The organism is Marinomonas pollencensis (assembly GCF_003387375.1).
In the GTDB taxonomy this organism is placed as follows: domain Bacteria; phylum Pseudomonadota; class Gammaproteobacteria; order Pseudomonadales; family Marinomonadaceae; genus Marinomonas; species Marinomonas pollencensis.
The window spans coordinates 20,181-45,044 of record NZ_QUNG01000016.1; the positions used below are offsets into that span (position 1 = coordinate 20,181).

Genomic DNA, 24,864 nt, shown 5'->3' on the forward strand with positions numbered 1-24,864 from the left:
TCGCGAGGGAGGTGATTTTTTAGTCGCCTCCCTATTGACTGTTTTATAGGCGCAAATTACACTTGCGCCTCCTAAATTTTGGCGATTTCCGCCATAAGTATTGGATCTGTGGAGCTTGTTTAATGGCAACCGTTAACCAGTTGGTTCGTAAACCACGTAAACGTAAAGTGGCAAAGAGTGACGTTCCTGCGTTACAAGCTTGTCCGCAACGCCGCGGTGTCTGCACACGCGTATATACTACTACACCTAAAAAGCCTAACTCGGCTTTGCGTAAAGTATGTCGTGTTCGCTTGACTAACGGCTTCGAAGTAACTTCATACATCGGTGGTGAAGGTCACAACCTGCAAGAACACAGCGTAGTGCTGATTCGCGGCGGTCGTGTAAAAGATCTACCGGGTGTTCGTTACCACACAGTACGTGGTAGCTTGGATACTTCAGGCGTACAAAATCGTAAGCAAGGCCGTTCTAAATACGGTACTAAACGTCCTAAGTAAGTTAATACTGCTTAAGTCATCGTTTAGACATAATTTTTTAATACAGTAAGGCCGAGCAATAATCGTATTGTCTCGGGCGAACCTGAAGAGGATATAGACATGCCTAGAAGACGCGTAGTCGCTAAGCGTGAAGTTCTTCCTGATCCTAAACACGGAAGCCAACTTCTTGCTAAGTTCATCAACCATGTAATGGTTAGTGGCAAAAAATCTGTAGCTGAAAGCATTGTTTACAATGCACTAAACACAGTTGCAACCCGCGCTAAATCTGAAGATCCAATGGCGATCTTCGAGAAAGCACTAGAATCTATCCAGCCAATGGTTGAGGTTAAATCTCGCCGTGTTGGTGGTGCGACTTACCAAGTCCCTGTAGAAGTACGTCCAGCTCGCCGTTCAGCATTGTCTATGCGTTGGTTGGTTGAAGCGTCTCGTAAGCGTGGTGAAAAATCCATGGCGCTACGTCTAGCAGGTGAAATTCTAGATGCAGCTGAAAACAAAGGTTCTGCTGTTAAGAAACGTGAAGACGTTCACCGTATGGCAGAAGCTAACAAAGCATTCTCTCACTACCGTTTCTAATAGACCGGAGCAACAAAGACAGTGGCACGTAAGACACCTATCAACCGCTACCGAAATATCGGTATCTGTGCGCATGTTGATGCGGGTAAAACGACGACAACTGAACGCGTTCTTTTCTACACTGGTCTGTCCCATAAAATTGGTGAGGTGCATGATGGCGCCGCAACAATGGATTGGATGGAGCAAGAGCAAGAGCGCGGTATTACCATTACTTCAGCGGCAACAACCTGCTTCTGGAGTGGGATGAGTAAGCAGTTTGATCAACATCGTATCAATATCATTGATACGCCAGGACACGTAGACTTCACGATTGAAGTGGAGCGTTCTTTGCGTGTTCTAGATGGCGCGGTGGTTGTGCTTTGTGGTTCTTCTGGTGTTCAGCCTCAAACCGAAACGGTTTGGCGTCAAGCTAACAAATATGAAGTGCCTCGTATGGTGTTCGTCAATAAGATGGACCGTACGGGTGCGGATTATTTCTCAGTGGTACGTCAACTAAAAGACCGTTTGGGGGCGAATGCTGTTCCTATTCAAATGAACATTGGCGCTGAGGAAGATTTCCAAGGTGTGGTTGATTTGATTCTCATGAAGGCAATTCGCTGGAATGAAGAAGATCATGGAATGACTTTCTCTTTGGAAGATATCCCAAGTGATCTACTTGATGTGGCGAATGAATGGCGTGAGAAGCTAGTAGAAGAAGCTGCAGAGGCGAATGAAGAATTAATGGATAAATACCTTGAAGAAGGTGAATTGTCTGTTGAGGATATCAAAGCCGGTTTGCGTGCACGCACATTAGCCAACGAAGTGGTGTTGGTGACCTGCGGTTCTGCGTTTAAGAATAAGGGCGTTCAGGCTGTTCTGGATGCCGTTATTGAGTATATGCCTTCACCTGTCGAAGTTAAGGCAATTGAAGGTACGCTTGAAGATGGTGAAACCGTTGTTGCGCGTGAAGCGGACGACAGTGCACCTTTCTCTGCGTTAGCGTTTAAAATTGCGACAGATCCATTTGTCGGAACGTTAACCTTTATGCGTGTGTACTCTGGTGTGTTAAAAACAGGCGATGCGGTTTACAACTCTGTTAAGCAGAAGCGTGAACGCGTTGGCCGAATGGTTCAAATGCACGCTAATAATCGTGAAGAGATCAAAGAAGTGCTTGCTGGGGACATCGCTGCCGCTATCGGTATGAAGGATGTGACCACAGGTGATACGCTTTGTGACATGAAAGATGTTGTGGTGCTTGAACGCATGGAATTTCCAGAGCCTGTGATCTCGGTTGCGGTTGAGCCTAAATCCCAAGCTGACCAAGAAAAGATGGGGATTGCGCTTGGTAAATTGGCGCAAGAAGATCCATCCTTTCGTGTGGAGACACATGAAGAGACCGGGCAGACGATTATTTCTGGTATGGGTGAACTACATCTAGATATCCTTGTTGACCGTATGCGTCGCGAGTTCAAGGTGGAGGCGAACATTGGTAAGCCTCAGGTTTCCTACCGGGAGAAAATTCGCAAAGAAGTGACAGTTGATCACAAATTTGCACGTCAATCTGGTGGTCGTGGTCAATATGGTCACGTCGTAATGAAGTTAATCCCAACCGATAAGGAAGGGCTTGAGTTTGTTAACGAGATTGTTGGTGGTGCTATTCCTAAAGAATACATCCCTGCAATAGAAAAGGGTGTTTCAGAGCAAATGAAGAATGGTGTGATCGCTGGTTTCCCATTATTGGGTATCAAGGTCGTATTGTTCGATGGTTCATTCCATGATGTTGACTCTAATGAAATGGCCTTTAAAATTGCAGCTTCTCAAGGCTTAAAGAAAGGAGCTGCTGATGCAGATCCTTGCGTTCTTGAGCCTGTAATGAAAGTGGAAGTTGTTACTCCTGAAGAATACATGGGCGATGTGATGGGTGACCTGAATCGTCGTCGTGGTCTTGTACAGGGGATGGACGATTCCCCGTCGGGGAAAATTATTCGAGCGGAAGTGCCTTTGGGTGAGATGTTCGGGTATGCAACCGATGTGCGTAGCTTGTCGCAAGGGCGTGCAAGTTATGCGATGGAATTTGAGAAATACGCTGAAGCACCAGCTAGTGTGGCAGACGCGATCATCAAAAATGAAGATTAATCATCATACTTACTAATTCTTAAGGTGTATGTATCATGGCAAAGAGTAAATTCGAACGTAATAAACCACACGTTAACGTTGGTACTATCGGTCACGTTGACCACGGTAAAACAACACTAACTGCAGCACTAACTCGTGTATGTGCAGAAGTATTCGGCGGCGAAGCTGTTGCTTTTGACGGTATCGATAATGCTCCAGAAGAGCGTGAGCGTGGTATCACTATCTCTACTTCTCACGTAGAGTACGATTCTCCATCTCGTCACTACGCACACGTAGACTGTCCTGGACACGCCGATTATGTTAAAAACATGATCACTGGTGCTGCTCAAATGGACGGCGCTATCCTTGTTTGTGGTGCGACTGATGGTCCTATGCCTCAAACTCGTGAGCACATCCTTCTTTCTCGTCAAGTAGGTGTACCTTACATCGTAGTTTTCCTAAACAAAGCTGACTTGTTGGCTGAAGACTGTGGCGGTGCGGATTCTGAAGAATACGCTGAAATGCTAGAGTTGGTTGAAATGGAATTGCGTGACCTTCTTTCTGAATACGACTTCCCAGGTGATGATACTCCAATCATCCCAGGTTCTGCTTTGATGGCATTGAACGGCGAAGACGACAACGAAATGGGTACTACTGCTGTTAAGAAACTTGTTGAAACTCTAGACGAGTACATCCCTGAGCCAGAGCGTGCAATCGACGGTGCATTCATCATGCCTATCGAGGACGTATTCTCTATCCAAGGTCGTGGTACAGTAGTTACTGGTCGTGTAGAGCGCGGTATCGTTAAAGTTGGTGAAGAAGTTGAAATCGTTGGTATCAAAGATACTACGAAAACTACTTGTACTGGCGTTGAGATGTTCCGTAAGCTTCTAGACGAAGGTCGTGCTGGCGAAAACTGTGGTGTTCTTCTACGTGGTACTAAGCGTGATGACGTTCAGCGCGGTCAAGTATTGGCTAAGCCTGGTTCTATCACTCCACACACTGAGTTCACTGCAGAAGTATACGTGTTGGGTAAAGATGAAGGTGGTCGTCACACTCCATTCTTCAAAGGTTACCGTCCACAGTTCTACTTCCGTACAACTGACGTAACTGGTGCTTGTGAGCTTCCAGAAGGCGTAGAAATGGTTATGCCTGGTGATAACATCCAAATGACTGTTACCCTAATTCACCCAATCGCGATGGACGAAGGTCTACGTTTCGCGATCCGTGAAGGTGGTCGTACAGTTGGTGCGGGCGTTGTAGCTAAAGTTCTAAAATAATTGATTCTTTGAATTGATTGTTAAAAGCTAGAAAAGGGCCGCTCGTCATTCGAGTGGCCTTTTTTATTTGTTGGCAAATTTTATTCTTTCAGAAATTGGTTACTTGACAACCAGTTTGTGAATAGCTAATATTCGCCGTCCTTAAAAAAGGACGTTAGCTTAACAAATGTACAGTTAAGTTATCAAAACATTGTATTTGGAGTTGGAAATGCAAAGCCAAAAAATCCGTATTCGTTTGAAAGCGTTTGATCATCGTCTGATCGATGCTTCAACACAAGAAATTGTGGATACAGCGAAACGCACAGGTGCGCAAGTACGTGGACCGATTCCACTTCCTACTCGCAAAGAGCGTTACACAGTATTGATTTCTCCACACGTAAACAAAGATGCGCGTGATCAGTATGAAATCCGTACACACAAACGTGTTCTAGACATTGTAGAACCAACTGAAAAAACAGTTGATGCTCTAATGAAACTAGATCTTGCGGCAGGCGTGGAAGTACAAATCTCTTTGGGCTAATTGCTCAAAGTTTTGGGGTGCGAGAACCGACTGGTTATCAGTCGGCTTATGCACATTAGTGGAATGGTCTGGAATGACCAGCCGTAGCGGGTGATAGCCCCGTACACAACTGGCAAATGAGGTAAAAAATGGCTATTCAATTAGTCGGACGCAAAGCCGGAATGACACGTATCTTCAATGAAGATGGTGTATCCGTGCCAGTAACCGTCATCGAGGTTGAACCGAACCGCGTTACTCAGGTGAAAACTGCAGAAACTGACGGCTACCAAGCTGTTCAAGTTACTGTTGGTACTCGCCGTTCGAGCCGCGTCAATAAAGCTGCTGCAGGTCACTTTGCAAAAGCTACTGTTGAAGCAGGTCGTGGTTTGTGGGAGTTCCGCCTGGCAGGTGATGAAAAAGAAATCAATGTTGGTGATGAGCTAACTGTTGCTGATTTCGAATCTATCTCTATGGTTGATGTAACTGGTCAATCTAAAGGTAAAGGTTTTCAAGGTGCCATCAAGCGTCATAATTTCAGTATGCAAGACGCTACACATGGTAACTCATTGTCTCACCGTGCACCTGGTTCTATCGGCCAATGTCAAACACCTGGTCGTGTTTGGAAAGGCAAGAAGATGGCAGGACACATGGGCGCAGCACAAGTAACTACTCAATCTCTTGAAGTAGTTCGTGTTGACACAGAACGTAACCTTATCCTAGTGAAAGGTGCGGTTCCTGGCGCTGTTAACGGTGATGTTATTCTTCAATCAGCTGTTAAAGCTCGCTAAGAGGGGTAGACAATGAACTTGAATCTTACAGGCGCAGAAGGAACTGTTGAAGTTTCTGAAGTAGCCTTTGCTCGTGAATATAACGAAGCTCTAGTACACCAAGTAGTTACTGCTTACTTGGCTGGCGCTCGTCAAGGCTCACGCGCACAGAAAACACGCTCTGAAGTGGCCGGTGGCGGACGCAAACCTTGGAAACAAAAAGGTTCTGGTCGTGCACGTGCAGGTACTATCCGTAGCCCTCTATGGCGCTCTGGTGGTGTTACTTTCGCTGCAAAACCACAAGATCACTCTCAGAAAGTAAACAAGAAGATGTACCGTGCAGCAATGCGCACCATCTGGTCTGAGTTAGTACGTCAAGACCGCCTTGTTGTTGTTGAAGAACTTAAATTGGAAGCTCCAAAAACTAAGCTCTTCAAAGCCAAAATGACAGAATTGAATGTTGAGAATGCTTTGATTATCTCCCACGAATTGGACGATAACCTGTTTTTAGCAGCTCGCAACATTCCAAACGTAGATGTGCGTGATGCAGCGTCTATCGACCCTGTTAGCTTGATTGCATACGACAAAGTGTTGGTGACAGTTGGTGCTCTGAAACAAGTTGAGGAGGCACTAGCATGATCGGCGAACGCATTTATAAAGTTCTGTTGGGTCCACACATTTCCGAAAAAGCAACTATCGTTTCTGAAGGAAACGGTCAGTACGTTTTTCGCGTAACTGGTGATGCAACAAAACCTGAAATCAAAAAAGCTATCGAAGCACTTTTTGAAGTCAAAGTTGAGTCTGTTCGCACGTTGAACCAAAAAGGTAAAACAAAGCGTACAGTTCGTGGTCTAGGCAAGCGTAGTGACGTTAAAAAAGCGTACGTACGTTTGGCTGAAGGCCAAGAAATTGACTTCATGGTCGCTGAATAAGGGGAGATAGGTCAATGGCTGTTGTAAAGAGTAAGCCAACGTCTGCAGGCCGTCGTCACGTTGTTAAAGTTACCAACAACGATTTGCACAAAGGCGCGCCATATGCACCTTTGCTTTCAAAAAAGAGCAAATCTGGTGGACGTAACAATAACGGACGCATCACTACGCGTCACGTAGGTGGTGGTCATAAGCAGCATTACCGTATGATTGATTTTCGTCGTAACAAAGACGGAATTCCTGCGGTAGTTGAGCGTTTGGAATATGATCCAAACCGTTCTGCAAATATTGCATTGGTTAGATATGCTGATGGTGAGCGTCGTTACATTATCGCTTCCAAAGGCATGGTAGCTGGCAGTGTTGTTTCTAGTGGTGCAGATGCGCCTATCAAAGCGGGTAATACTTTGCCACTGCAAAATATCCCAGTTGGTAGTACTGTTCACTGCATCGAGCTTAAGCCAGGTAAAGGTGCACAAGTTGCACGTTCAGCCGGTGCTTCTGCTCAGCTAGTTGCTCGTGAAGGTCGCTACGTTACGCTTCGCCTACGTTCTGGTGAAATGCGTAAAGTTTTGACTGAATGCCGCGCTACTTTGGGTGAAGTATCAAACTCTGAGCATAGCTTACGAGTTCTTGGTAAAGCTGGTGCTACGCGTTGGCGTGGTGTTCGTCCTACCGTTCGCGGTGCGGCGATGAACCCAGTGGATCACCCGCATGGTGGTGGTGAAGGTCGTAGTAAGGGTGGTCGTCATCCTGTTACACCTTGGGGTGTACCTACTAAAGGGTACAAAACACGCAGCAACAAGCGTACTGATAAACTTATTGTACGTCGTCGTACTAAGTAATAAGAGGAAACGACTGTGCCACGTTCACTAAAAAAAGGTCCTTTTATCGACCTTCATTTGTTGAAAAAGGTAGAGGCTGCGGTAGAGAAAAACGAACGCCGTCCAATTAAGACTTGGTCACGCCGTTCTACTATCTTCCCTGATTTTGTAGGGTTGACTATCGCTGTCCATAATGGTCGCCAGCATGTTCCAGTTCTAGTAACTGAAGACATGGTCGGTCATAAATTGGGTGAGTTCGCTCCGACCCGTACATATCGTGGTCACGCTGCGGACAAGAAAGCCAAACGGTAATTAGGAGTATTAATATGAGTGAAGTAAGCGCTTCATTAAAAGGTGCTCGCCTCTCAGCGCAGAAGGCCCGTTTGGTTGTAGATCAAATCCGCGGCAAATCTGTTAGCGAAGCACTGAACATCTTAGCGTTCAGTCCTAAGAAGGCGGCAGTAATTGTCAAAAAAGTACTAGAGTCTGCTGTAGCAAATGCTGAGCATAACGAAGGTGCTGATATTGATGACTTGCGTGTATCTACGGCGTACGTTGATGAGGCTATGACCTTAAAACGTATCATGCCACGTGCTAAAGGCCGTGCTGACCGTATTCTTAAACGCGGTTGCCATATTACAGTTAAAGTCGCTGACTAATTAGGAGAAACCCAATGGGTCAGAAGGTTCATCCAACTGGAATACGCTTAGGGATTGTAAAAGACCATACTTCTACTTGGTATGCGAGCAATCAAAACTATTCTAAGCTGTTGTTAAACGATCTTCAGGTTCGTGAGTACTTGGAGAAAAAATTAGTTCAGGCTTCTGTTTCTCGTATTGAGATTCAGCGTCCTGCTCAAACAGCCCGTATTACTATCTTCACTGCCCGTCCAGGCATCGTGATTGGTAAGAAAGGTGAAGATGTTGAGAAACTACGTAATGCAGTTTCTGAGATGATGGGCGTACCTGTTCACATCAACATCGAAGAAATTCGCAAGCCTGAAATGGACGCGAAATTGGTTGCGCAAAACATTGCTAGCCAATTAGAGCGTCGTGTTATGTTCCGTCGTGCTATGAAGCGTGCAGTACAGAACGCTATGCGTGCAGGCGCGAAAGGTATCAAGGTTCAGGTAAGTGGTCGTCTAGGCGGTGCTGAAATTGCACGTGCTGAGTGGTACCGTGAAGGCCGCGTGCCTCTACACACTCTACGCGCTGACATTGACTACGCTACTTATGAAGCAAACACAACTTACGGCATCATTGGTGTTAAAGTGTGGATCTTCAAAGGCGAAATCTTGGGCGGTATTGAGCAAGTGCGTGCTGATAAAGGCGCACAAAAGAAGAAGTCTAAGTAGGGGGTAAGTCATGTTACAACCGAAACGTACTAAGTTCCGCAAGATGCAAAAAGGCCGTAACCGCGGTCTTGCCCTTCGCGGTAACCAAGTTAGCTTTGGTGAATTTGGATTGAAGTCCACTGAACGTGGTCGTATTACTGCTCGTCAAATTGAGGCGGCGCGTCGTGCAATGACTCGTCACATCAAACGTGGTGGTAAAATCTGGATTCGTGTGTTCCCTGATAAGCCGATTACTCAGAAACCTCTAGAGGTTCGTCAGGGTAAAGGTAAGGGTAATGTAGAGTACTGGGTTGCACAGATTCAACCTGGTAAGATGCTTTATGAAGTTGAGGGCGTTTCAGAGCAACTAGCACGCGAAGCATTCGCACTAGCTGCTGCTAAACTTCCTTTGTCCACAACTTTCGTAACGCGTACGGTGATGTAGATGATAGCAAAAGAACTGCAAGAAAAGTCTGTAGCAGAGCTACAAGCGACCTTGGTTGAGCTTCTACGTGAGCAATTTACTTTGCGCATGCAGAAAGCGACTGGTCAGCTGACGCAAACTCATTTGCTTCCGCAAGTTCGCCGCAATATCGCACGTGTTAAAACCGTGCTAAATGATAAGGCAGGTAACTAAGATGGCAGAAACAAAAGCGCGTACAGCTACTGGTAAAGTAGTCAGCGACAAAATGGATAAAACCATTACAGTACTAGTTGAACGTACGGAGAAACATCCGTTGTACGGTAAGTACGTACGTCGTTCAACTAAACTACACGCTCACGATGAAAACAATGAGTGCCAGATTGGTGATACGGTTAAGGTCGTAGAAACACGTCCTTACTCTAAGTCTAAGACTTGGAACCTGGTTCAAGTTGTTGAGAAAACTGCAGCTGTATAAGCTGCTTTTTCCCTCGTGAGACTTGTTATCTAACTTGATTGGAGAGCAGTAATGATTCAAACAGAATCGATGCTTGATGTTGCAGATAACAGCGGCGCAAAGCGTGTTCAGTGTATTAAAGTACTGGGTGGCTCACACCGTCGTTATGCTGCTATCGGTGACATTATTAAAGTCACAGTGAAAGAAGCGATCCCTCGTGGTCGTGTTAAAAAAGGGCAGGTTCTAAACGCAGTTGTCGTTAGAACTAAGAAAGGTGTTCGTCGTCCTGATGGTTCTGTAATCCGTTTTGATGTAAACTCAGCGGTTCTATTGAATGCTTCAGGACAGCCTATTGGTACTCGTATCTTTGGCCCTGTAACACGTGAGTTGCGAACTGAGCAATTCATGAAAATTGTTTCTCTTGCACCTGAAGTGCTGTAAGAGGGAGAGGGGACATTATGCGTAAAATCAAACGTGACGACGAAGTAATCGTGATTGCAGGTAAAGATAAAGGCAAACGCGGTACTGTTGTTAAGGTAGTAGACGAAAGCCGAGTTCTTGTTTCTGGTATCAATATGATCAAGAAACACGAAAAACCAAACCCTATGAAGGGTTCAACTGGCGGCATCGTTGAAAAAGAAGCACCTATCCAGGTTTCTAATGTAGCTATTTATAATAAAGCTACTGACAAAGCGGATCGCGTCGGCTTTAAATTGAATGAAGACGGTACGAAAGTGCGTATCTTTAAATCAAACAGTGAAGCGATCGACGCCTAAGAGCGAGAATTATAGCCATGGCGAGACTTAAGCAAGTTTATAAAGATAATGTTGTATCAGCTCTTACTGAAGAGTTTGCATACAAGAATGTGATGGAAGTGCCGAAAATCACTAAAATCACATTGAATATGGGTGTTGGTGAAGCTATCGCAGACAAGAAACTTCTTGAGCATGCGGTAAACGATCTAGAAGCACTTAGCGGCCAGAAAGTTGTAGTGACTAAGGCGCGTAAATCAGTAGCAGGCTTTAAAATCCGTGACGGTTACCCGATCGGTTGTAAAGTAACGCTACGTGGTGAGCGTATGTGGGATTTCTTCGACCGTTTGGTTGATGTTGCTATTCCACGTATCCGTGACTTCCGTGGACTTAATCCTAAGTCTTTCGACGGTCGTGGTAACTACAGCATGGGTGTTAAAGAGCAGATCATCTTCCCTGAAATCGATTACGATAAAGTAGATCGTGTACGTGGTATGGATATTACCATTACAACGACTGCTCGTACCGACGAAGAAGGTCGTGCTTTGCTAGCCGCCTTTAGTTTCCCTTTCAAGAAATAAGAGGTAGGAATCATGGCAAAGATCTCAATGATTCAGCGCGAAGCAAAACGCACTAAATTAGTAGCAAAGTTCGCTGAAAAGCGTGCTGCTCTAAAAGCGATCATTAGCGACGTTAATGCATCGGACGATGAAAAGTGGGAAGCAACGCTTAAATTGCAAGCACTTCCACGCGATTCATCTTCTTCTCGCCAGCGTAACCGTTGCCAAGTAACGGGTCGCCCACACGGTGTTTATCGTAAATTTGGTTTGTCTCGAATCAAATTGCGTGAAGCAGCGATGCGCGGTGATGTACCAGGCTTGAAGAAAGCTAGTTGGTAAGCAAGTAGAGCGCGATCATAATACATGGCAGCGAGTGGGGTGTCTAAATACTGGACATTCTGCTCGCTGCTGTGTACTATGCGCGAGCTCTATTTGCTGCACAATGGTTTTTCAATTAGGAGCTCTTCAATGAGTATGCAAGATACACTTGCGGATATGTTCACTCGTATTCGTAATGCACAGATGGCTGCAAAGACCTCTGTGAGCATGCCTTCATCAAAAATGAAAGCATCAATTGCTTCTGTACTACAAGAAGAAGGTTACGTAGGTAACTTCTCTGTAGACGAAGCGATCAAACCGACCCTTACTATCGAGTTGAAATACTACGAAGGTAAGCCGGTAATCGAAGAAATTAAACGCGCATCTCGCCCAAGCTTGCGTCAATACAAAGGTTCTGCAAATCTACCTAAAGTAGAAGCTGGCCTTGGTGTTGCGATCATCTCTACCTCTAAAGGTGTGATGACTGACCGTGCAGCTCGTGCTGCTGGTATCGGCGGCGAAGTAATCTGCACTGTATTCTAGGAGTTAGTATGTCTCGAGTTGCTAATAGTCCCGTGACGCTTCCTAGTGGTGTAGATGTAACTCTAAATGGCCAAAATGTTGTTGTAAAAGGCGGCAAAGGTTCATTAGAGTTTACTGCTCACACAAGCGTTGTTGTGTCTAAAGAAGAAAATGTTATCACTTTCGCTGCCCGCGATGGTGCAAAACAAAGCCGTGCCTTAGCTGGTACTACTCGCGCTTTGGTCAACAACATGGTTGTTGGTGTTAGCCAAGGTTTTGAGAAAAGATTGCTTCTTCAAGGTGTTGGTTACCGTGCTGCTCTTAAAGGCAAAGTACTTAACCTATCTTTGGGTTTCTCACACCCAGTAGATTACGAACTACCTGAAGGCATTACAGCTGAATGTGCTTCACAGACAGAAGTTGTGATCAGAGGTATTGATAAACAAGCCGTTGGTCAAGTCGCTGCAGAAGTTCGCGGTTTCCGTCCACCAGAGCCTTATAAAGGCAAAGGTGTTCGCTATGCTGACGAAAATGTTCGTCGTAAAGAAGCTAAGAAGAAGTAGGTAAGCATTCATGAACACTAAGAAACAATCTCGAATTCGTCGTGCACGTCGTGCGCGCCTACATATTCGTGAGCTAGGTGCGAATCGTCTTACTGTACATCGCACGCCACGTCATATGTATGCTCAAGTGATTTCTCCTTGTGGTAGTAAAGTACTAGCTAGTGCTTCTACTCTGGAAGAAACTCTACGTGCTACAGCGACTGGCAACAAAGCAGCGGCTCAACAAGTCGGTACTTTGATTGCTACACGCGCTAAAGAAGCAGGTGTCACTTCGGTCGCTTTTGACCGTTCTGGCTTCAAATACCATGGCCGCGTTCAAGCTCTTGCTGACGCAGCACGTGAAGCCGGTCTAGAGTTCTAAAGGGGTAGCAAATGGCAGTTAATGATCAACAAACTAGCGACCTCCAAGAGAAGCTAGTTCAAGTAAACCGCGTTGCTAAAGTTGTGAAGGGTGGTCGTATCTTCTCTTTCACTGCTTTGACAGTCGTTGGTGATGGAAATGGTAAGGTTGGCTTCGGTCGCGGTAAAGCGCGCGAAGTGCCTCAAGCTATCCAAAAAGCGATGGAACAAGCTCGTCGCAATATGGTTTCAGTTAAACTTGACGGTGATACTTTGCAGTATCCAGTTAAAGCTGTGCATGGCGCTTCTAAAGTTTACATGCAACCAGCTTCTCAAGGTACTGGTATCATTGCCGGTGGTGCGATGCGTGCAGTTCTAGAAATTGCAGGCGTTCACAACGTATTGGCAAAATGTTACGGATCTACAAACCCAGTAAACGTAGTTCGCGCTACGATCAAAGGTTTGCAAGATATGAAAGCACCTGAGCAAATCGCGGCTAAACGCGGTAAGTCAGTCGATCAAATTTTGGGGTAATGTGTTATGGCGAATAATACCATCACAGTTCAACTAACCCGTAGCCCGATCGGTCGTCTTCCAAAGCACCGTGAAACAGTTAAAGGCTTGGGTTTGCGTAAAGTTGGCCAAACTCGTGAGCTGGAAGATACTCCAGCGGTACGTGGTATGGTTAATAAAGTTTATTACATGGTTAAAGTAGTAGGAGAATAACATGTTCTTAAATACGCTTCGTCCTGGCGAAGGTAGCAAACATGCTCCGAAACGTGTCGGTCGCGGTATTGGTAGCGGCTTGGGCAAAACAGGCGGACGTGGCCATAAAGGTCTTAAGTCTCGCTCTGGTGGCTCAGTAAAACCTGGTTTTGAAGGTGGTCAAATGCCTTTGCAGCGTCGTCTGCCAAAATTTGGTTTTACTTCACGTCAGGCAAAGTATGTTGCTGAGGTTCGTTTAAACGAACTTGCTGCTGTAAATGCTGAAGTTGTAGATTTGGCTGCTCTTAAAAGCGCCGACATCCTTGGTCATCAAATTAAGTCAGCTCGAGTAATCTTGTCAGGTTCTATCGACAAAGCCGTTACTGTTCGTGGTCTTAAAGTGACTAAAGGTGCTCGTGCTGCTATTGAAGCTGCCGGCGGAAAAGTCGAGGAATAAATGGCAAAGCGTGGCTCACTACCAGCTGGAGTGCAAAATGGATTAGGCGAACTTTGGTCGCGTATCCGCTTTGTTTTCTTAGCAATTATTGTATACCGAATTGGTGCACACATCCCTGTTCCGGGTATTAACCCAGATAGATTGTCTGCCCTGTTTAATCAAAATGAAGGCACAATTCTGAGTTTATTTAACGTATTCTCAGGGGGCGCGCTCGAGCGTATGAGTATTTTTGCGCTTGGGATCCTGCCCTATATTTCTGCCTCTATTATTATGCAGTTATTAACGGTTGTGAGTCCGCAGCTAGAGCAGTTAAAGAAAGAGGGTGAGGCGGGTCGTCGTAAGATTACTCAATACACCCGTTACGGTACTGTGCTTCTAGCGCTTGTTCAATCTGCCTCCATGGCAGTTGGCCTTGCCAGTCAGGGGATTTCGTTTAGCAGTGGTCTTGAGTTCTACGGTGTTGCCGTTGTCACTCTTGTTGCTGGTACGGTATTCTTGATGTGGTTGGGTGAACAAGTGACAGAAAAAGGAATTGGTAATGGTATTTCCATTATCATTTTCTCCGGTATTGTTGCTGGCTTACCTTCTGCTCTAGGTCGTTCATTTGAATCGGCTCGTCAAGGCGATATTAATATTCTTGCTTTGTTGGTAATTGGTGTTCTTGCTGTGGCGACTATCGCATTCGTTGTTTTCATCGAACGTGGTCAGCGCCGTATTACAGTGAACTACGCTAAGCGTCAGCAAGGTAACAAGGTGTTTGCCGCACAAAAGAGTCATTTGCCTCTTAAAGTGAATATGGCGGGTGTTATCCCACCTATATTTGCTTCTAGTATCCTTCTGTTTCCTGCGTCAATTGGCCAATGGTTTGGTCAAGGACAAGGAATGGAATGGTTGCAAAATATCTCTTTGGCTCTAGCTCCTGGGCAACCTCTTTATGTGCTGTTGTTTGCGATAGCAATTGTTTTCTTTTGCTTCTTTTATACAGCACTGGTGTTCAACCCTAAAGATGTGGCAGATAACTTAAAAAAATCCGGTGCTTTTTTGCCGGGTATTCGTCCAGGCGATCATACAGCTCGATATATTGATGGTGTAATGACTCGTTTGACTCTATTTGGTGCTTTATACATCACTCTAGTGTCACTGATGCCTCAGTTCTTTGTTGTTGCGTGGAATGTTCCATTCTACTTTGGCGGTACTTCTATGTTGATCGTAGTCGTAGTTGTCATGGACTTTATGTCGCAAGTTCAAAGTCACTTAATGAGTCATCAATACGAGTCATTAATGAAGAAGTCTAATCTGACTGGTTATGGTCCAAATGGCCTAATGCGTTAGCATAGGTTGGAGTTGAACATGAAAGTACGTGCATCTGTAAAGAAAATCTGTCGTAACTGTAAAATCGTTCGTCGTAACGGTTCAGTTCGAGTGATTTGCGTTGAGCCTCGACACAAACAGCGTCAAGGTTAATTGCGAGTTCGCTCGATGATAGGGAAGGGTGGTTGATTTTTCGCCTAAAGATAGGCATAATCAGCCGCCCTCATGAAAGCAAAGTGATGATTTAGAATCATCCATAACAACGGAGTAAAGTGAATGGCTCGTATAGCCGGTGTCAATATTCCTGACAATAAACATGCGGTCATTTCTCTGACTTACATCTTCGGAATTGGTCGCACTCGTTCGCGCGCAATTTGCGCCGCGTCAGGTGTTGCAGAAACTACGAAAATTGGTTCTTTAAGTGATGAAACACTTGATGAACTTCGTGGCGAAGTTGCTAAGTATACTGTAGAGGGTGATCTACGCCGTGAAGTCAGCATGTCTATTAAGCGTCTGATGGATCTTGGCTGTAACCGTGGTATTCGTCACCGCCGCAGCCTACCTGTTCGTGGTCAACGTACCAAAACGAACGCCCGTACGCGAAAAGGCCCTCGTAAGCCTATTCGTAAGTAATATAAACGCGTTTCGCTCTAGCTACATAAGTTAGCTAGAGCTGAGCATTAAATAGGAAAGTGCAATATGGCTAAGCCAGCTACGCGCAATACCAAGAAAAAAGTCAAAAAGACGGTTGTCGACGGTGTTGCTCATGTACACGCGTCATTTAACAACACGATCGTGACTATCACCGACCGCCAAGGCAATGCATTGTCTTGGGCTACTGCCGGTGGTTCTGGTTTTCGCGGATCTCGTAAAAGTACACCATTCGCAGCTCAAGTAGCAGCGGAACGTGCCGGTACTGTCGCACAAGAATTCGGCCTTAAAAACGTTGACGTAATGATCAAGGGCCCTGGCCCAGGTCGTGAGTCCGCAGTTCGTGCATTGAATGCATTGGGCTTGCGCATTAATAACATCACAGATGTGACGCCAATCCCGCACAACGGTTGCCGTCCACCTAAGAAACGTCGCGTTTAACTGAGGAGACAGATACATGGCTCGTTATATAGGTCCAACTTGTAAGTTGTCTCGTCGTGAAGGTACCGACTTGCAATTGAAGAGCGGTTCACGCGCTCTTGAGTCGAAATGTAAAGCAGAAACAGTTCCTGGTGTGCACGGTGCACGTCGCGGACGTCTTTCTGATTACGGCTTACAATTACGTGAGAAACAAAAAGTACGTCGTATGTACGGTGTTCTTGAAAAACAATTCCGTAACTACTACAAATCTGCAGCTCGTCTAAAAGGCGCGACTGGTGAGAACCTTTTGCAACTTTTGGAATCACGTTTAGATAACGTTGTATACCGCGCAGGTTTTGGTTCTACACGTGCGGAAGCTCGTCAGCTAGTAGGCCATAAAGGCATTCTAGTAAACGGCGCAACGGTTAACATTCCATCTTACCAAGTGAAAGCTGGTGATGTAGTGTCTATCCGTGAAAAAGCTAAGAAGCAATTGCGTATTCAAAGCGCACTAGAGCTATCTAAAAATCGTACGTCGATCCATTGGATCGAAGTTGATACAACTAAACTGGAAGCAACTTATAAAGCTGCTCCAGAACGTGCCGATTTATCAGCTGAAATTAATGAGAACCTAATTGTCGAACTTTACTCTAAGTAAGTCGGTGATTGGGATTAAGAAATAGGTGGATCTATGCAGCGTTCAGTGAGCGAATTGTTAACCCCACGCAACATTGAAGTTCAGGAATTGGGCAAAACGCGCGCTAAAGTGACGCTACAACCACTAGAACGTGGTTTTGGTCACACTTTGGGTAATGCGTTGCGCCGAATTCTACTGTCTTCAATGCCTGGTTGTGCAATTGTTGAAGTTGAAATCGACGGTGTATTGCATGAATACAGCGCAATTGAAGGGGTTAAAGAAGATGTCATTGAAATTCTTCTTAACCTGAAAGGAGTTGCGATCGCTCTACACGGGCAAGATGAAGCAACTCTTACTCTAAGTAAAAAAGGTCCTGGTATCGTAACGGCTGGTGATATCCAGTTAGTTGCTGATGCAGAGATCGCTAACCCTGACCATGTGATTGCACACTTGGATGATACTGCTGAACTTTCTATGCAGATCAAAGTGTCTCGTGGTCGTGGTTATGAGCCTGCTGACGCTCGTGTTGCTAGCGATGATGAGACTCGTCCTATCGGTCGCTTGCAACTGGATGCCTCATTCAGCCCTGTTCGCCGTGTAGCCTACAGTGTTGATAATGCTCGTGTAGAGCAGCGTACTGACCTTGATAAGCTAGTATTAGATATCGAGTCAAACGGTACTATCGACCCTGAAGAAGCTATCCGTCGCGCAGCGACTATTCTACAACAGCAAATTGCTGTGTTTGTTGCTCTTGAAAGTGAGAGTGAAGCACCTGTTGTTGAAGAAGAGGATGAGATTGATCCAATTTTGCTACGCCCGGTTGATGATCTTGAGTTGACCGTTCGCAGTGCTAACTGTTTGAAAGCAGAGAACATTTATTACATCGGTGATTTGATTCAACGTACTGAGGTTGAGCTTCTTAAGACGCCTAACCTAGGTAAAAAGTCGTTAACTGAAATCAAAGATGTTTTAGCACAGCGTGGTTTGTCTTTGGGAATGCGTCTAGAAAACTGGCCACCAGCTAGTTTGAAAGACGATAGCAAAGTTCTAGCTCGCTAGGTCATTGTTCCCTGACCACCGTAGTTTGGTAAGGAATGTAAAATGCGTCATCGTAAGAGTGGACGTCACTTAAACCGTACTAGCTCTCATCGCAAAGCGATGTTCAAGAATATGGCTGCTTCTTTGTTCGAACACGAAGTTATTAAAACTACGTTGCCGAAAGCCAAAGAACTTCGCCGTGTTGCAGAGCCTTTGATCACATTGGCGAAAGAAGATTCCGTTGCGAATCGTCGCCTTGCCTTTGCTCGTACTCGTAGCAAAGATGCAGTAGGTAAATTGTTTTCTGAACTTGGTCCTCGTTACCAAGCTCGTCCTGGCGGTTATGTTCGCATTCTAAAATGTGGCTTCCGTGCAGGTGACAACGCACCTATGGCTTACGTTGAATTGGTCGATCGACCAGTTGCGGAAGCAGCTGAGTAATATCAGTTTGTAATAAAAAAGCCGAGCTTATAGCTCGGCTTTTTTTATGTCTGAAGAAAACTCAGTTAATAAAAAAGCGGCACTGCCGCTTTTTTATTAAACAAGAGAGCATTCATGTGGCTCCCTTATTTATGCTTAATCAGGCTAACATTCCTTTCAAAAATCGTCCTGTATGAGATCCGGTTGCCTCAGCCACTTCTTCAGGTGTTCCTTCTGCAATGATATAACCTCCGCCACTGCCTCCTTCTGGCCCTAAATCCACTATCCAGTCAGCAGTTTTAATGACATCTAGATTGTGTTCAATAACTACAACAGTGTTGCCATGATCACGTAATCGATGAAGCACTTTCAGCAGCTGTTCAATATCTGCAAAATGCAGCCCTGTTGTCGGTTCGTCTAAAATATACAAGGTTTGCCCAGTATCACGTTTAGAGAGCTCTTTGGCGAGTTTGACACGTTGAGCCTCACCGCCTGACAGTGTTGTCGCCGCTTGCCCTAGCTTGATATAGCCTAAGCCCACATCAATCAAAGTTTGTAGCTTGCGGGCGATAGACGGCACCGCATCGAAAAACTCTCGAGCATCTTCGATTGTCATGTCTAAGCATTGGTGTATGTTTTTGCCTTTATAATGTATTTCTAAGGTTTCGCGATTGTAGCGATGCCCCTTACAAACATCACAAGGGACATAAACATCCGGTAAGAAATGCATTTCAACCTTGATAACACCATCACCTTGGCAAGCTTCACAGCGACCGCCTTTAACGTTGAAACTAAAGCGGCCAGGTTTATAACCACGAGAGCGCGCTTCTTGCGTGGCGGCAAAGAGTTCACGCATTGGCGTGAAAATCCCTGTATATGTGGCTGGGTTTGAGCGAGGCGTACGGCCAATCGGACTCTGGTTAATATCGACGCATTTATCAAATAACTCTAACCCTTCGATACGGTCATGGGGTGCTGCTTTTAAGGTTGTTGCGCCATTTAATGCGGTCGAGGCCAGTGGGTATAAGGTGCCGTTAATCAGCGTCGATTTGCCTGATCCAGACACACCAGTGACACAGGTCATTATGCCAACCGGGATTTTTAGATCCACTGTGTTTAAGTTATTACCTGTTGCACCTATTAGGTTGAGAGAGTGCCCGTCTTTGGCTTTGTTTCTGATGGCGGGAATTTCAATTTTGCGTTGGCCAGTTAAGTATTGGCCGGTGATGGAGTCTTCGCAGTTCATCACATCTTGCGGTGTTCCACTAACAATGACTTCTCCACCATGAATACCCGCACCTGGGCCAATATCCACAACAAAGTCAGCAACTCGGATGGCATCTTCGTCGTGTTCAACAACGATTACGGTATTACCTAAATCTCTTAGGCGAGTTAGGGTTTCAATCAAGCGTTCATTGTCGCGTTGATGAAGCCCAATAGATGGCTCGTCTAGAATGTACATGACACCCACTAAGCCCGCACCAATCTGGCTGGCTAAACGGATACGTTGTGCTTCACCACCGGATAAGGAGTCGGCTTTACGGTCCAAGGTCAGATAGTCTAATCCGACATTTACCAAGAAGGTTAAACGGTCACGGATTTCTTTTAGAATCTTGGAAGCAATCTCGCCACGAGCGCCAGGTAGGTTGAGGGCTTCAAAGTAGGCAAGGCATTCTGCAATAGGGTAGGTGACTATCTCTGGTAGAGTTTGTTTGTTGATAAATACGTTTCTTGCTGAGCGATTTAATCGAGAGCCGTGGCAGTCTGGACAAGCCTGAGTGCTGATGTATTGAGATAGGTCTTCTCGTACGCTGTCAGATTCTGTTTCATGGTAACGACGTTGTAGGTTCGGCAGCACACCTTCAAAAGCGTGGGAACGAATCATCTTGTCGCCGCGCTCATTGATGTAAACAAAGTCTATTTTGTCTTCGCCTGAACCTTTTAGAATTTTATTTTGGAATTCGACTGGAATGTCTTTGAATTTCGCCTCTATATCAAAGCCATAATGTTTTGCTAGTGCCGTGAGCTGTTGGTAATAAAAGATACTGCGTCGTCCCCAACCTCGAATCGCTCCTTCCGCTAGGGTGAGTGTATTGTCCTGGATGATTCGTTCTGGATCGAACAACTGGTGAGTGCCTAACCCATCACAGGTTTGGCAAGCGCCATTTGGATTATTAAACGAGAAAAGGCGAGGCTCAAGCTCAGTTAGGCTGTAACCACAAACCGGACAAGCAAATTTGCTAGAGAATATATGAACGTCTTCATCGTCATCCATATTAATGACTTTGGCGATGCCGTCTGATAGCCCTAAACAGGTTTCAAACGACTCTGCTAAACGAAGTTGTAAGTCGTCACGGACTTTGAAACGGTCTATTACCACCTCAATAGTGTGCTTCTTATTTTTTTCTAAAGCCGGTGCGTCATCTAGATCGACCACGATACCGTCAATACGCGCGCGAATAAAACCTTTAGATAACAAGTCATTAAGAATGTGAAGGTGCTCGCCTTTACGATCTTTCACGATCGGTGCAAGCAACATCATTTTAGTTTCCTCAGGGAGGGAGATTATCTTATCGACCATTTGTGATATGGTCTGCGCCTCTAGCGGCTCACCATGGTCAGGACAACGTGGTTGGCCCGCTCGTGCAAACAACAGGCGGAGATAATCATAAATTTCTGTGATAGTACCCACTGTCGAGCGCGGGTTATGTGACGTGGATTTCTGTTCTATGGAGATCGCTGGTGAAAGGCCTTCGATATGGTCTATATCTGGCTTTTCCATCATGGATAAGAATTGTCGAGCATAAGTAGAGAGGGATTCTACATAGCGTCGTTGACCCTCAGCATATAAGGTGTCGAAAGCAAGAGACGACTTTCCCGAGCCTGATAAACCTGTGATCACCACGAGTTTATCTCTGGGGATGTCTAAATCCACATTTTTTAAATTGTGGGTGCGAGCTCCGCGTATGGTGATGGTATCCATGTGTCTCCAAATAGTGTTTTAGCAACAGAAGTTTTACATCGTTGTCGGTAGAATAACTGTCTATTTTTACAGTACTTGAAATAGAGCTTCAACGGTATTTTAAGTAAAATAGACATCTTTCTTTTTTAAACCCTAAGTTGAGTGGTTGTAATCTCCTTATGGATGTACTCGAACGTCGTTCTGTTCTTGCTCTCGCATCAGTTTACTTGTTTAGAATGCTCGGGCTTTTTCTTATTATGCCAGTGATCAGTGTGGCTGCTGATGGCTTAACTGGTTCTGATGCTGCATTAATCGGTACTGCAATTGGTATCTATGGTTTTACCCAGGCCTGTTTACAGATACCTATGGGGATGTGGTCGGATCACATTGGCCGCAAGCGCGTGATTGTTATCGGTCTATTATTGTTTGCTCTGGGTAGCTTGATTTGTGCCAACGCGACAGACATTTATGTATTGATCATTGGTCGAGCTGTGCAAGGGGCAGGTGCCATTGCCAGTACTTTAATGGCATTATTAAGTGATGTTACCCGCGAACAAAACCGCACTAAAGCTATGGCAACGGTTGGCATTAGCATAGGTGCTTCCTTTATGTTGTCTTTGGTGCTCGGGCCTTGGCTATTTGACCTGATTGGCCTGTCTGGACTTTTTTACCTATCGTTTGGTTTTTCTTTCTTAGGTATCGCTTTGGTACTCTTTATGGTGCCAAATATCGTGCAGCATACCTTTCGACGCGACACTACGCCAAGCGCTGTAGCGTTAGGCCAAGTTATTAAAGACAGTCGGTTACGTTTCTTGAATATCAGCGTGTTGTTATTACATGCCAGCCTGACTGCTTTGTTTGTCACCGTGCCGCATTTACTCATCACTCGATTTGGTTTACCACTCGCCCACCATAGTTGGTTATACCTTGCTATTATGGGTTTTGCTTTTGTGGGTATGGTACCATTAGTGATTCTTGCCGAAGCCAAAGGCAAAATGAAAGAAGTGGTTTTTGGCGTCGTTGCATTACTAGGTTTTAGTGCTTTATTGTTACAATGGGCGCCGTACTTATGGGCATTTGGGCTATTATTATGGGCCTATTTTGTCGGTTTCAACACGTTAGAGGCAACCTTACCCTCGTTAATCAGTAAGCTGGCACCAGTAGGTTATCGTGGCACGGCGATGGGGGTGTTTTCTACCCATCAGTTCTTAGGTTCCTTTCTCGGTGGAATTGGTGGTGGTTGGTTATTACAGCACTTATCTAGTAACAGTTTGTTCCTTGTTGTTGGTTTAGTATTGTTATTGTGGTCGATAGTCTGCTTATTCCAGCCTACAATACGACAATTAAGCAGTATGGCATTTAGCCTGCCAGACGGTGATGACGCAGAAATAAATGCGTTCGCTGACCAGCTCTCCCATGTGGAAGGGGTGGAAGACATGCAGATTTTTATAGATGAGCGTACCGCTTATCTTAAAGTAGACAAAAAAATACTCGATAAAGAAGCTTTGCAGCGTTTAGCGCCGCAAGTGAATCTTTAAAGACGATAATGAATTATTTAGTTGGAGAGCGTCATGGCACGTGGAATTAACAAAGTTATCTTAATCGGTAACGCAGGCAATGATGCCGAAGTGCGTTTTATGCCATCGGGTGCAGCGGTTGCAAACGTTAACCTAGCAACATCAGAAAGCTGGCGCGATAAGCAAACTGGACAAATGCAAGAGCGTACTGAATGGCACCGAGTGGCATTCATGGACCGTGGTAATTTCCGTCTAGGTCAAATTGCTGGCGATTTCATTAAGAAAGGCTCAAAAGTATACGTTGAAGGTTCTTTGCGTACACGTGAGTGGGAAAAAGACGGCATTAAGCGTTACACAACAGAAATCGTAGCGAACGAAATGCAATTACTTGATGGTCGTGGCGATAACAATAGCGGCGGCCAACAAGGCGGTTATGATTCTGGTGCTCAAGGTGGTTACGGCAACAACGCACCTCAACAAGGTGGTTACAACCAAGCACCTGCGCAGCAAGCGCCACAGCAAGGCTTCAATCAGCCTCAAGGTGGTTACAATCAAGCGCCAGCGCAACAAGCACCGCAGCAGGCCGCACCGCAAGCTCAGCCACAATCTTTTGGTAGTTGGGGGAATGCTCCTCAGCAAGCGCCAGCTCAACAAGCTCCGCAACAGCGTGCACCACAGCAGCCGGCTCCTCAGCGTGCCCCTGCGCCTGAGCCAAAGCCTCAGCAAGCGCCAAACTTTGATGACTTCGATGATGATATTCCATTCTAGGATTTATCTGAGCTCATAAAGAATAGAGTTAACCTGAAGCCCCTTTATAGGGGCTTTCTTTTTCATAGCACAGCTCAAAGAGGAGTCTAGAATGCTATTAGGTGTCACGCTCGGAACGAATGATCTGGCAAAAGCGAGTGCTTTTTATAATGCTGTATTGGGTACCATTAATATGGTCCAGACGATGGCAGTAGAGGGAGAGATAGGTTATGGCGTGAAAGGCGGCCAAAGTTGCTTTTGGGTATTAACGCCGTTTAATCAACAGCCTGCGTCGTACGGAAATGGTGTACAAGTCACCTTTCAAGCGTCGAATAACGATGAGGTTGAGGCATTTCACCAAATGGTATTAGTGCTTGGCGGCGTGGATGAAGGCGCACCAGGATATCGTTATCGCCCAGGATATTACGGTGCTTACTGCCGAGATTTAGATGGTAATAAATTACACGTTATGTACCAAGCTTAATATCTCTACTGCCTCTTAAATATATTTTTGTTGAGTGCTTTGTATTATAAAGTTTTAAATATAACTTGCTATAAAATTGCTTGCTGTGTTAATATTTTTTCATCGGGTCAATAGAAAGCCCTGTTTATTTGTAAGTACCACGTTGTTATTAGTAATAATCCTTCGCGTTATCCTCAGTTAAATATCTGTTTTCTTCATACTCTATCGCCTTATTTTAGGCACACTTTTATTAATTTCTAGGGTATCTATTATGTCTAATACAACAACTGGTTCAGTAAAATGGTTTAACGAAACAAAAGGTTTTGGTTTTATTGAACAAGAATCTGGTCCTGATGTTTTTGCACACTTTAGTGCGATCGTCAGTGACGGCTTTAAAACATTGGCTGAAGGCCAACGTGTAGAATTTAAAGTGACACAAGGCCAAAAAGGCCCACAAGCAGAAAATATTGTTTGTATCTAAATTTTTAAATAGAGGGCTTAGTTAGCCCACTATTTAACATTGGTTTGAAAGAAATACCTGTTTATTGTACGTATCACGTTGTTATTAGTAATAATCCTTCGCGCTATCCTCAGTTAAATATTTGTTTTCTTCATACTCTATCGCCTTATTTTAGGCACACTTTTATTAATTTCTAGGATATCTATTATGTCTAATACAACAACTGGTTCAGTAAAATGGTTTAACGAAACAAAAGGTTTTGGTTTTATTGAACAAGAATCTGGTCCTGATGTTTTTGCACACTTTAGTGCGATCGTCAGTGACGGCTTTAAAACATTGGCTGAAGGCCAACGC

General features: G+C 45.1%; 38 protein-coding genes. 37 read left to right on the top strand and 1 reads right to left on the bottom strand.

Annotation, left to right across the window (positions count from 1 at the left end; translation table 11 throughout):
• Positions 1-122 precede the first annotated feature (122 nt).
• From rpsL to rplQ, 32 genes are all read left to right on the top strand, one after another.
• Positions 123-494, top strand: a complete 372-nt coding sequence (rpsL, locus tag DFP81_RS16230) for a 30S ribosomal protein S12 (protein ID WP_013659444.1) — start codon at positions 123-125, stop codon at positions 492-494.
• Positions 495-593: 99 nt separating this feature from the next.
• On the top strand, positions 594-1,067 hold the full coding sequence (rpsG, locus tag DFP81_RS16235) for a 30S ribosomal protein S7 (protein ID WP_115898948.1): 474 nt from the start codon (positions 594-596) through the stop codon (positions 1,065-1,067).
• Positions 1,068-1,088: 21 nt separating this feature from the next.
• Entirely contained in the window at positions 1,089-3,182 is a 2,094-nt protein-coding gene (gene fusA, locus DFP81_RS16240; protein WP_115898949.1) for an elongation factor G, read from the top strand.
• A gap of 35 nt (positions 3,183-3,217) precedes the next feature.
• On the top strand, positions 3,218-4,441 hold the full coding sequence (tuf, locus tag DFP81_RS16245) for an elongation factor Tu (protein ID WP_115898950.1): 1,224 nt from the start codon (positions 3,218-3,220) through the stop codon (positions 4,439-4,441).
• A gap of 208 nt (positions 4,442-4,649) precedes the next feature.
• The gene (gene rpsJ / locus DFP81_RS16250; protein WP_012071937.1) at positions 4,650-4,961 is read left to right on the top strand and encodes a 30S ribosomal protein S10; all 312 of its coding nucleotides are present in this window, start codon (positions 4,650-4,652) and stop codon (positions 4,959-4,961) included.
• A gap of 128 nt (positions 4,962-5,089) precedes the next feature.
• Positions 5,090-5,728, top strand: a complete 639-nt coding sequence (gene rplC, locus DFP81_RS16255) for a 50S ribosomal protein L3 (RefSeq protein ID WP_115898951.1) — start codon at positions 5,090-5,092, stop codon at positions 5,726-5,728.
• A gap of 12 nt (positions 5,729-5,740) precedes the next feature.
• On the top strand, positions 5,741-6,346 hold the full coding sequence (gene rplD / locus DFP81_RS16260) for a 50S ribosomal protein L4 (RefSeq protein WP_115898952.1): 606 nt from the start codon (positions 5,741-5,743) through the stop codon (positions 6,344-6,346).
• Positions 6,343-6,639, top strand: coding sequence for a 50S ribosomal protein L23 (gene rplW, locus DFP81_RS16265; RefSeq protein WP_115898953.1), 297 nt, complete (start codon positions 6,343-6,345; stop codon positions 6,637-6,639). Before rplD ends, rplW begins: the two co-directional genes overlap by 4 nt.
• A gap of 14 nt (positions 6,640-6,653) precedes the next feature.
• A complete protein-coding gene (gene rplB / locus DFP81_RS16270) occupies positions 6,654-7,478 on the top strand; it encodes a 50S ribosomal protein L2 (RefSeq protein WP_115898954.1) in 825 nt (274 codons plus the stop codon).
• A 15-nt stretch (positions 7,479-7,493) separates the two neighbouring features.
• Entirely contained in the window at positions 7,494-7,769 is a 276-nt protein-coding gene (rpsS, locus tag DFP81_RS16275) for a 30S ribosomal protein S19 (protein WP_115898955.1), read from the top strand.
• 14 nt (positions 7,770-7,783) lie between these two features.
• On the top strand, positions 7,784-8,116 hold the full coding sequence (rplV, locus tag DFP81_RS16280) for a 50S ribosomal protein L22 (RefSeq protein ID WP_115898956.1): 333 nt from the start codon (positions 7,784-7,786) through the stop codon (positions 8,114-8,116).
• A gap of 14 nt (positions 8,117-8,130) precedes the next feature.
• Complete coding sequence (rpsC, locus tag DFP81_RS16285; protein ID WP_115898957.1) at positions 8,131-8,811, top strand: 30S ribosomal protein S3; 681 nt, start codon at positions 8,131-8,133, stop codon at positions 8,809-8,811.
• Between the two features lie 10 nt (positions 8,812-8,821).
• Positions 8,822-9,235 carry a 50S ribosomal protein L16 gene (gene rplP, locus DFP81_RS16290; protein WP_115898958.1) on the top strand — a complete coding sequence of 138 codons (414 nt, stop codon included), beginning with the start codon at positions 8,822-8,824 and terminating at the stop codon, positions 9,233-9,235.
• Positions 9,236-9,427 carry a 50S ribosomal protein L29 gene (gene rpmC / locus DFP81_RS16295; protein ID WP_115898959.1) on the top strand — a complete coding sequence of 64 codons (192 nt, stop codon included), beginning with the start codon at positions 9,236-9,238 and terminating at the stop codon, positions 9,425-9,427. It abuts the gene before it with no gap.
• 1 nt (position 9,428) lies between these two features.
• On the top strand, positions 9,429-9,689 hold the full coding sequence (gene rpsQ, locus DFP81_RS16300; protein WP_115898960.1) for a 30S ribosomal protein S17: 261 nt from the start codon (positions 9,429-9,431) through the stop codon (positions 9,687-9,689).
• A gap of 51 nt (positions 9,690-9,740) precedes the next feature.
• On the top strand, positions 9,741-10,109 hold the full coding sequence (rplN, locus tag DFP81_RS16305; RefSeq protein WP_113875592.1) for a 50S ribosomal protein L14: 369 nt from the start codon (positions 9,741-9,743) through the stop codon (positions 10,107-10,109).
• A gap of 17 nt (positions 10,110-10,126) precedes the next feature.
• Positions 10,127-10,444 carry a 50S ribosomal protein L24 gene (gene rplX / locus DFP81_RS16310; RefSeq protein ID WP_115898961.1) on the top strand — a complete coding sequence of 106 codons (318 nt, stop codon included), beginning with the start codon at positions 10,127-10,129 and terminating at the stop codon, positions 10,442-10,444.
• A 17-nt stretch (positions 10,445-10,461) separates the two neighbouring features.
• Positions 10,462-11,001, top strand: coding sequence for a 50S ribosomal protein L5 (gene rplE / locus DFP81_RS16315; RefSeq protein ID WP_115898962.1), 540 nt, complete (start codon positions 10,462-10,464; stop codon positions 10,999-11,001).
• Positions 11,002-11,013: 12 nt separating this feature from the next.
• Positions 11,014-11,319, top strand: a complete 306-nt coding sequence (rpsN, locus tag DFP81_RS16320; RefSeq protein ID WP_009834612.1) for a 30S ribosomal protein S14 — start codon at positions 11,014-11,016, stop codon at positions 11,317-11,319.
• A 129-nt stretch (positions 11,320-11,448) separates the two neighbouring features.
• Positions 11,449-11,841 (top strand): 30S ribosomal protein S8, encoded by a 393-nt coding sequence (rpsH, locus tag DFP81_RS16325; protein ID WP_115898963.1) that lies wholly within the window; start codon positions 11,449-11,451, stop codon positions 11,839-11,841.
• Positions 11,842-11,849: 8 nt separating this feature from the next.
• Positions 11,850-12,383 carry a 50S ribosomal protein L6 gene (gene rplF, locus DFP81_RS16330; RefSeq protein ID WP_115898964.1) on the top strand — a complete coding sequence of 178 codons (534 nt, stop codon included), beginning with the start codon at positions 11,850-11,852 and terminating at the stop codon, positions 12,381-12,383.
• A gap of 10 nt (positions 12,384-12,393) precedes the next feature.
• Entirely contained in the window at positions 12,394-12,744 is a 351-nt protein-coding gene (gene rplR, locus DFP81_RS16335; protein ID WP_115898965.1) for a 50S ribosomal protein L18, read from the top strand.
• Positions 12,745-12,755: 11 nt separating this feature from the next.
• On the top strand, positions 12,756-13,256 hold the full coding sequence (gene rpsE, locus DFP81_RS16340) for a 30S ribosomal protein S5 (protein WP_115898966.1): 501 nt from the start codon (positions 12,756-12,758) through the stop codon (positions 13,254-13,256).
• A 6-nt stretch (positions 13,257-13,262) separates the two neighbouring features.
• Positions 13,263-13,448 carry a 50S ribosomal protein L30 gene (rpmD, locus tag DFP81_RS16345; protein WP_036163144.1) on the top strand — a complete coding sequence of 62 codons (186 nt, stop codon included), beginning with the start codon at positions 13,263-13,265 and terminating at the stop codon, positions 13,446-13,448.
• Position 13,449: 1 nt separating this feature from the next.
• The gene (rplO, locus tag DFP81_RS16350) at positions 13,450-13,884 is read left to right on the top strand and encodes a 50S ribosomal protein L15 (protein WP_115898967.1); all 435 of its coding nucleotides are present in this window, start codon (positions 13,450-13,452) and stop codon (positions 13,882-13,884) included.
• Positions 13,885-15,216 carry a preprotein translocase subunit SecY gene (gene secY, locus DFP81_RS16355; protein ID WP_115898968.1) on the top strand — a complete coding sequence of 444 codons (1,332 nt, stop codon included), beginning with the start codon at positions 13,885-13,887 and terminating at the stop codon, positions 15,214-15,216. It begins immediately after the preceding gene.
• A gap of 18 nt (positions 15,217-15,234) precedes the next feature.
• The gene (gene rpmJ / locus DFP81_RS16360; RefSeq protein ID WP_012071915.1) at positions 15,235-15,348 is read left to right on the top strand and encodes a 50S ribosomal protein L36; all 114 of its coding nucleotides are present in this window, start codon (positions 15,235-15,237) and stop codon (positions 15,346-15,348) included.
• A 123-nt stretch (positions 15,349-15,471) separates the two neighbouring features.
• Entirely contained in the window at positions 15,472-15,828 is a 357-nt protein-coding gene (gene rpsM, locus DFP81_RS16365) for a 30S ribosomal protein S13 (protein ID WP_115898969.1), read from the top strand.
• Between the two features lie 66 nt (positions 15,829-15,894).
• Complete coding sequence (rpsK, locus tag DFP81_RS16370; protein WP_012071913.1) at positions 15,895-16,287, top strand: 30S ribosomal protein S11; 393 nt, start codon at positions 15,895-15,897, stop codon at positions 16,285-16,287.
• 16 nt (positions 16,288-16,303) lie between these two features.
• A complete protein-coding gene (gene rpsD, locus DFP81_RS16375; protein ID WP_115898970.1) occupies positions 16,304-16,924 on the top strand; it encodes a 30S ribosomal protein S4 in 621 nt (206 codons plus the stop codon).
• A gap of 33 nt (positions 16,925-16,957) precedes the next feature.
• Positions 16,958-17,962, top strand: a complete 1,005-nt coding sequence (locus DFP81_RS16380) for a DNA-directed RNA polymerase subunit alpha (RefSeq protein ID WP_115898971.1) — start codon at positions 16,958-16,960, stop codon at positions 17,960-17,962.
• A 42-nt stretch (positions 17,963-18,004) separates the two neighbouring features.
• Complete coding sequence (gene rplQ / locus DFP81_RS16385; protein ID WP_067020081.1) at positions 18,005-18,382, top strand: 50S ribosomal protein L17; 378 nt, start codon at positions 18,005-18,007, stop codon at positions 18,380-18,382.
• A gap of 139 nt (positions 18,383-18,521) precedes the next feature.
• Here rplQ and uvrA read toward each other — a convergent pair whose 3' ends face one another.
• Entirely contained in the window at positions 18,522-21,344 is a 2,823-nt protein-coding gene (uvrA, locus tag DFP81_RS16390) for an excinuclease ABC subunit UvrA (protein WP_115898972.1), read from the bottom strand.
• Between the two features lie 158 nt (positions 21,345-21,502).
• Between uvrA and DFP81_RS16395 the strand changes: the two genes are divergently transcribed.
• From DFP81_RS16395 to DFP81_RS16415, 5 genes are all read left to right on the top strand, one after another.
• Entirely contained in the window at positions 21,503-22,861 is a 1,359-nt protein-coding gene (locus DFP81_RS16395; protein WP_115898973.1) for an MFS transporter, read from the top strand.
• A gap of 33 nt (positions 22,862-22,894) precedes the next feature.
• Positions 22,895-23,608 carry a single-stranded DNA-binding protein gene (gene ssb / locus DFP81_RS16400; protein WP_115898974.1) on the top strand — a complete coding sequence of 238 codons (714 nt, stop codon included), beginning with the start codon at positions 22,895-22,897 and terminating at the stop codon, positions 23,606-23,608.
• Between the two features lie 91 nt (positions 23,609-23,699).
• Positions 23,700-24,071, top strand: a complete 372-nt coding sequence (locus tag DFP81_RS16405) for a VOC family protein (protein WP_115898975.1) — start codon at positions 23,700-23,702, stop codon at positions 24,069-24,071.
• Positions 24,072-24,321: 250 nt separating this feature from the next.
• Positions 24,322-24,531, top strand: a complete 210-nt coding sequence (locus DFP81_RS16410; protein WP_115898976.1) for a cold-shock protein — start codon at positions 24,322-24,324, stop codon at positions 24,529-24,531.
• A 186-nt stretch (positions 24,532-24,717) separates the two neighbouring features.
• The coding region (locus DFP81_RS16415; RefSeq protein WP_147299458.1) for a cold-shock protein at positions 24,718-24,864 on the top strand (147 nt) is incomplete at its 3' end.

Bases quoted from the DNA above. Each gene is read 5' to 3' on its own strand.
- rpsL (WP_013659444.1), top strand. From the start codon at position 123: ATGGCAACCGTTAACCAGTTGGTTCGTAAACCACGTAAACGTAAAGTG.
- rpsG (WP_115898948.1), top strand. From the start codon at position 594: ATGCCTAGAAGACGCGTAGTCGCTAAGCGTGAAGTTCTTCCTGATCCT.
- tuf (WP_115898950.1), top strand. From the start codon at position 3,218: ATGGCAAAGAGTAAATTCGAACGTAATAAACCACACGTTAACGTTGGT.
- rpsJ (WP_012071937.1), top strand. From the start codon at position 4,650: ATGCAAAGCCAAAAAATCCGTATTCGTTTGAAAGCGTTTGATCATCGT.
- rplC (WP_115898951.1), top strand. From the start codon at position 5,090: ATGGCTATTCAATTAGTCGGACGCAAAGCCGGAATGACACGTATCTTC.
- rplD (WP_115898952.1), top strand. From the start codon at position 5,741: ATGAACTTGAATCTTACAGGCGCAGAAGGAACTGTTGAAGTTTCTGAA.
- rplW (WP_115898953.1), top strand. From the start codon at position 6,343: ATGATCGGCGAACGCATTTATAAAGTTCTGTTGGGTCCACACATTTCC.
- rplB (WP_115898954.1), top strand. From the start codon at position 6,654: ATGGCTGTTGTAAAGAGTAAGCCAACGTCTGCAGGCCGTCGTCACGTT.
- rplV (WP_115898956.1), top strand. From the start codon at position 7,784: ATGAGTGAAGTAAGCGCTTCATTAAAAGGTGCTCGCCTCTCAGCGCAG.
- rpsC (WP_115898957.1), top strand. From the start codon at position 8,131: ATGGGTCAGAAGGTTCATCCAACTGGAATACGCTTAGGGATTGTAAAA.
- rplP (WP_115898958.1), top strand. From the start codon at position 8,822: ATGTTACAACCGAAACGTACTAAGTTCCGCAAGATGCAAAAAGGCCGT.
- rpmC (WP_115898959.1), top strand. From the start codon at position 9,236: ATGATAGCAAAAGAACTGCAAGAAAAGTCTGTAGCAGAGCTACAAGCG.
- rpsQ (WP_115898960.1), top strand. From the start codon at position 9,429: ATGGCAGAAACAAAAGCGCGTACAGCTACTGGTAAAGTAGTCAGCGAC.
- rplN (WP_113875592.1), top strand. From the start codon at position 9,741: ATGATTCAAACAGAATCGATGCTTGATGTTGCAGATAACAGCGGCGCA.
- rplX (WP_115898961.1), top strand. From the start codon at position 10,127: ATGCGTAAAATCAAACGTGACGACGAAGTAATCGTGATTGCAGGTAAA.
- rplE (WP_115898962.1), top strand. From the start codon at position 10,462: ATGGCGAGACTTAAGCAAGTTTATAAAGATAATGTTGTATCAGCTCTT.
- rpsN (WP_009834612.1), top strand. From the start codon at position 11,014: ATGGCAAAGATCTCAATGATTCAGCGCGAAGCAAAACGCACTAAATTA.
- rpsH (WP_115898963.1), top strand. From the start codon at position 11,449: ATGAGTATGCAAGATACACTTGCGGATATGTTCACTCGTATTCGTAAT.
- rplF (WP_115898964.1), top strand. From the start codon at position 11,850: ATGTCTCGAGTTGCTAATAGTCCCGTGACGCTTCCTAGTGGTGTAGAT.
- rplR (WP_115898965.1), top strand. From the start codon at position 12,394: ATGAACACTAAGAAACAATCTCGAATTCGTCGTGCACGTCGTGCGCGC.
- rpsE (WP_115898966.1), top strand. From the start codon at position 12,756: ATGGCAGTTAATGATCAACAAACTAGCGACCTCCAAGAGAAGCTAGTT.
- rpmD (WP_036163144.1), top strand. From the start codon at position 13,263: ATGGCGAATAATACCATCACAGTTCAACTAACCCGTAGCCCGATCGGT.
- rplO (WP_115898967.1), top strand. From the start codon at position 13,450: ATGTTCTTAAATACGCTTCGTCCTGGCGAAGGTAGCAAACATGCTCCG.
- secY (WP_115898968.1), top strand. From the start codon at position 13,885: ATGGCAAAGCGTGGCTCACTACCAGCTGGAGTGCAAAATGGATTAGGC.
- rpmJ (WP_012071915.1), top strand. From the start codon at position 15,235: ATGAAAGTACGTGCATCTGTAAAGAAAATCTGTCGTAACTGTAAAATC.
- rpsM (WP_115898969.1), top strand. From the start codon at position 15,472: ATGGCTCGTATAGCCGGTGTCAATATTCCTGACAATAAACATGCGGTC.
- rpsK (WP_012071913.1), top strand. From the start codon at position 15,895: ATGGCTAAGCCAGCTACGCGCAATACCAAGAAAAAAGTCAAAAAGACG.
- rpsD (WP_115898970.1), top strand. From the start codon at position 16,304: ATGGCTCGTTATATAGGTCCAACTTGTAAGTTGTCTCGTCGTGAAGGT.
- DFP81_RS16380 (WP_115898971.1), top strand. From the start codon at position 16,958: ATGCAGCGTTCAGTGAGCGAATTGTTAACCCCACGCAACATTGAAGTT.
- rplQ (WP_067020081.1), top strand. From the start codon at position 18,005: ATGCGTCATCGTAAGAGTGGACGTCACTTAAACCGTACTAGCTCTCAT.
- uvrA (WP_115898972.1), bottom strand. From the start codon at position 21,344: ATGGATACCATCACCATACGCGGAGCTCGCACCCACAATTTAAAAAAT.
- DFP81_RS16395 (WP_115898973.1), top strand. From the start codon at position 21,503: ATGGATGTACTCGAACGTCGTTCTGTTCTTGCTCTCGCATCAGTTTAC.
- ssb (WP_115898974.1), top strand. From the start codon at position 22,895: ATGGCACGTGGAATTAACAAAGTTATCTTAATCGGTAACGCAGGCAAT.
- DFP81_RS16405 (WP_115898975.1), top strand. From the start codon at position 23,700: ATGCTATTAGGTGTCACGCTCGGAACGAATGATCTGGCAAAAGCGAGT.
- DFP81_RS16410 (WP_115898976.1), top strand. From the start codon at position 24,322: ATGTCTAATACAACAACTGGTTCAGTAAAATGGTTTAACGAAACAAAA.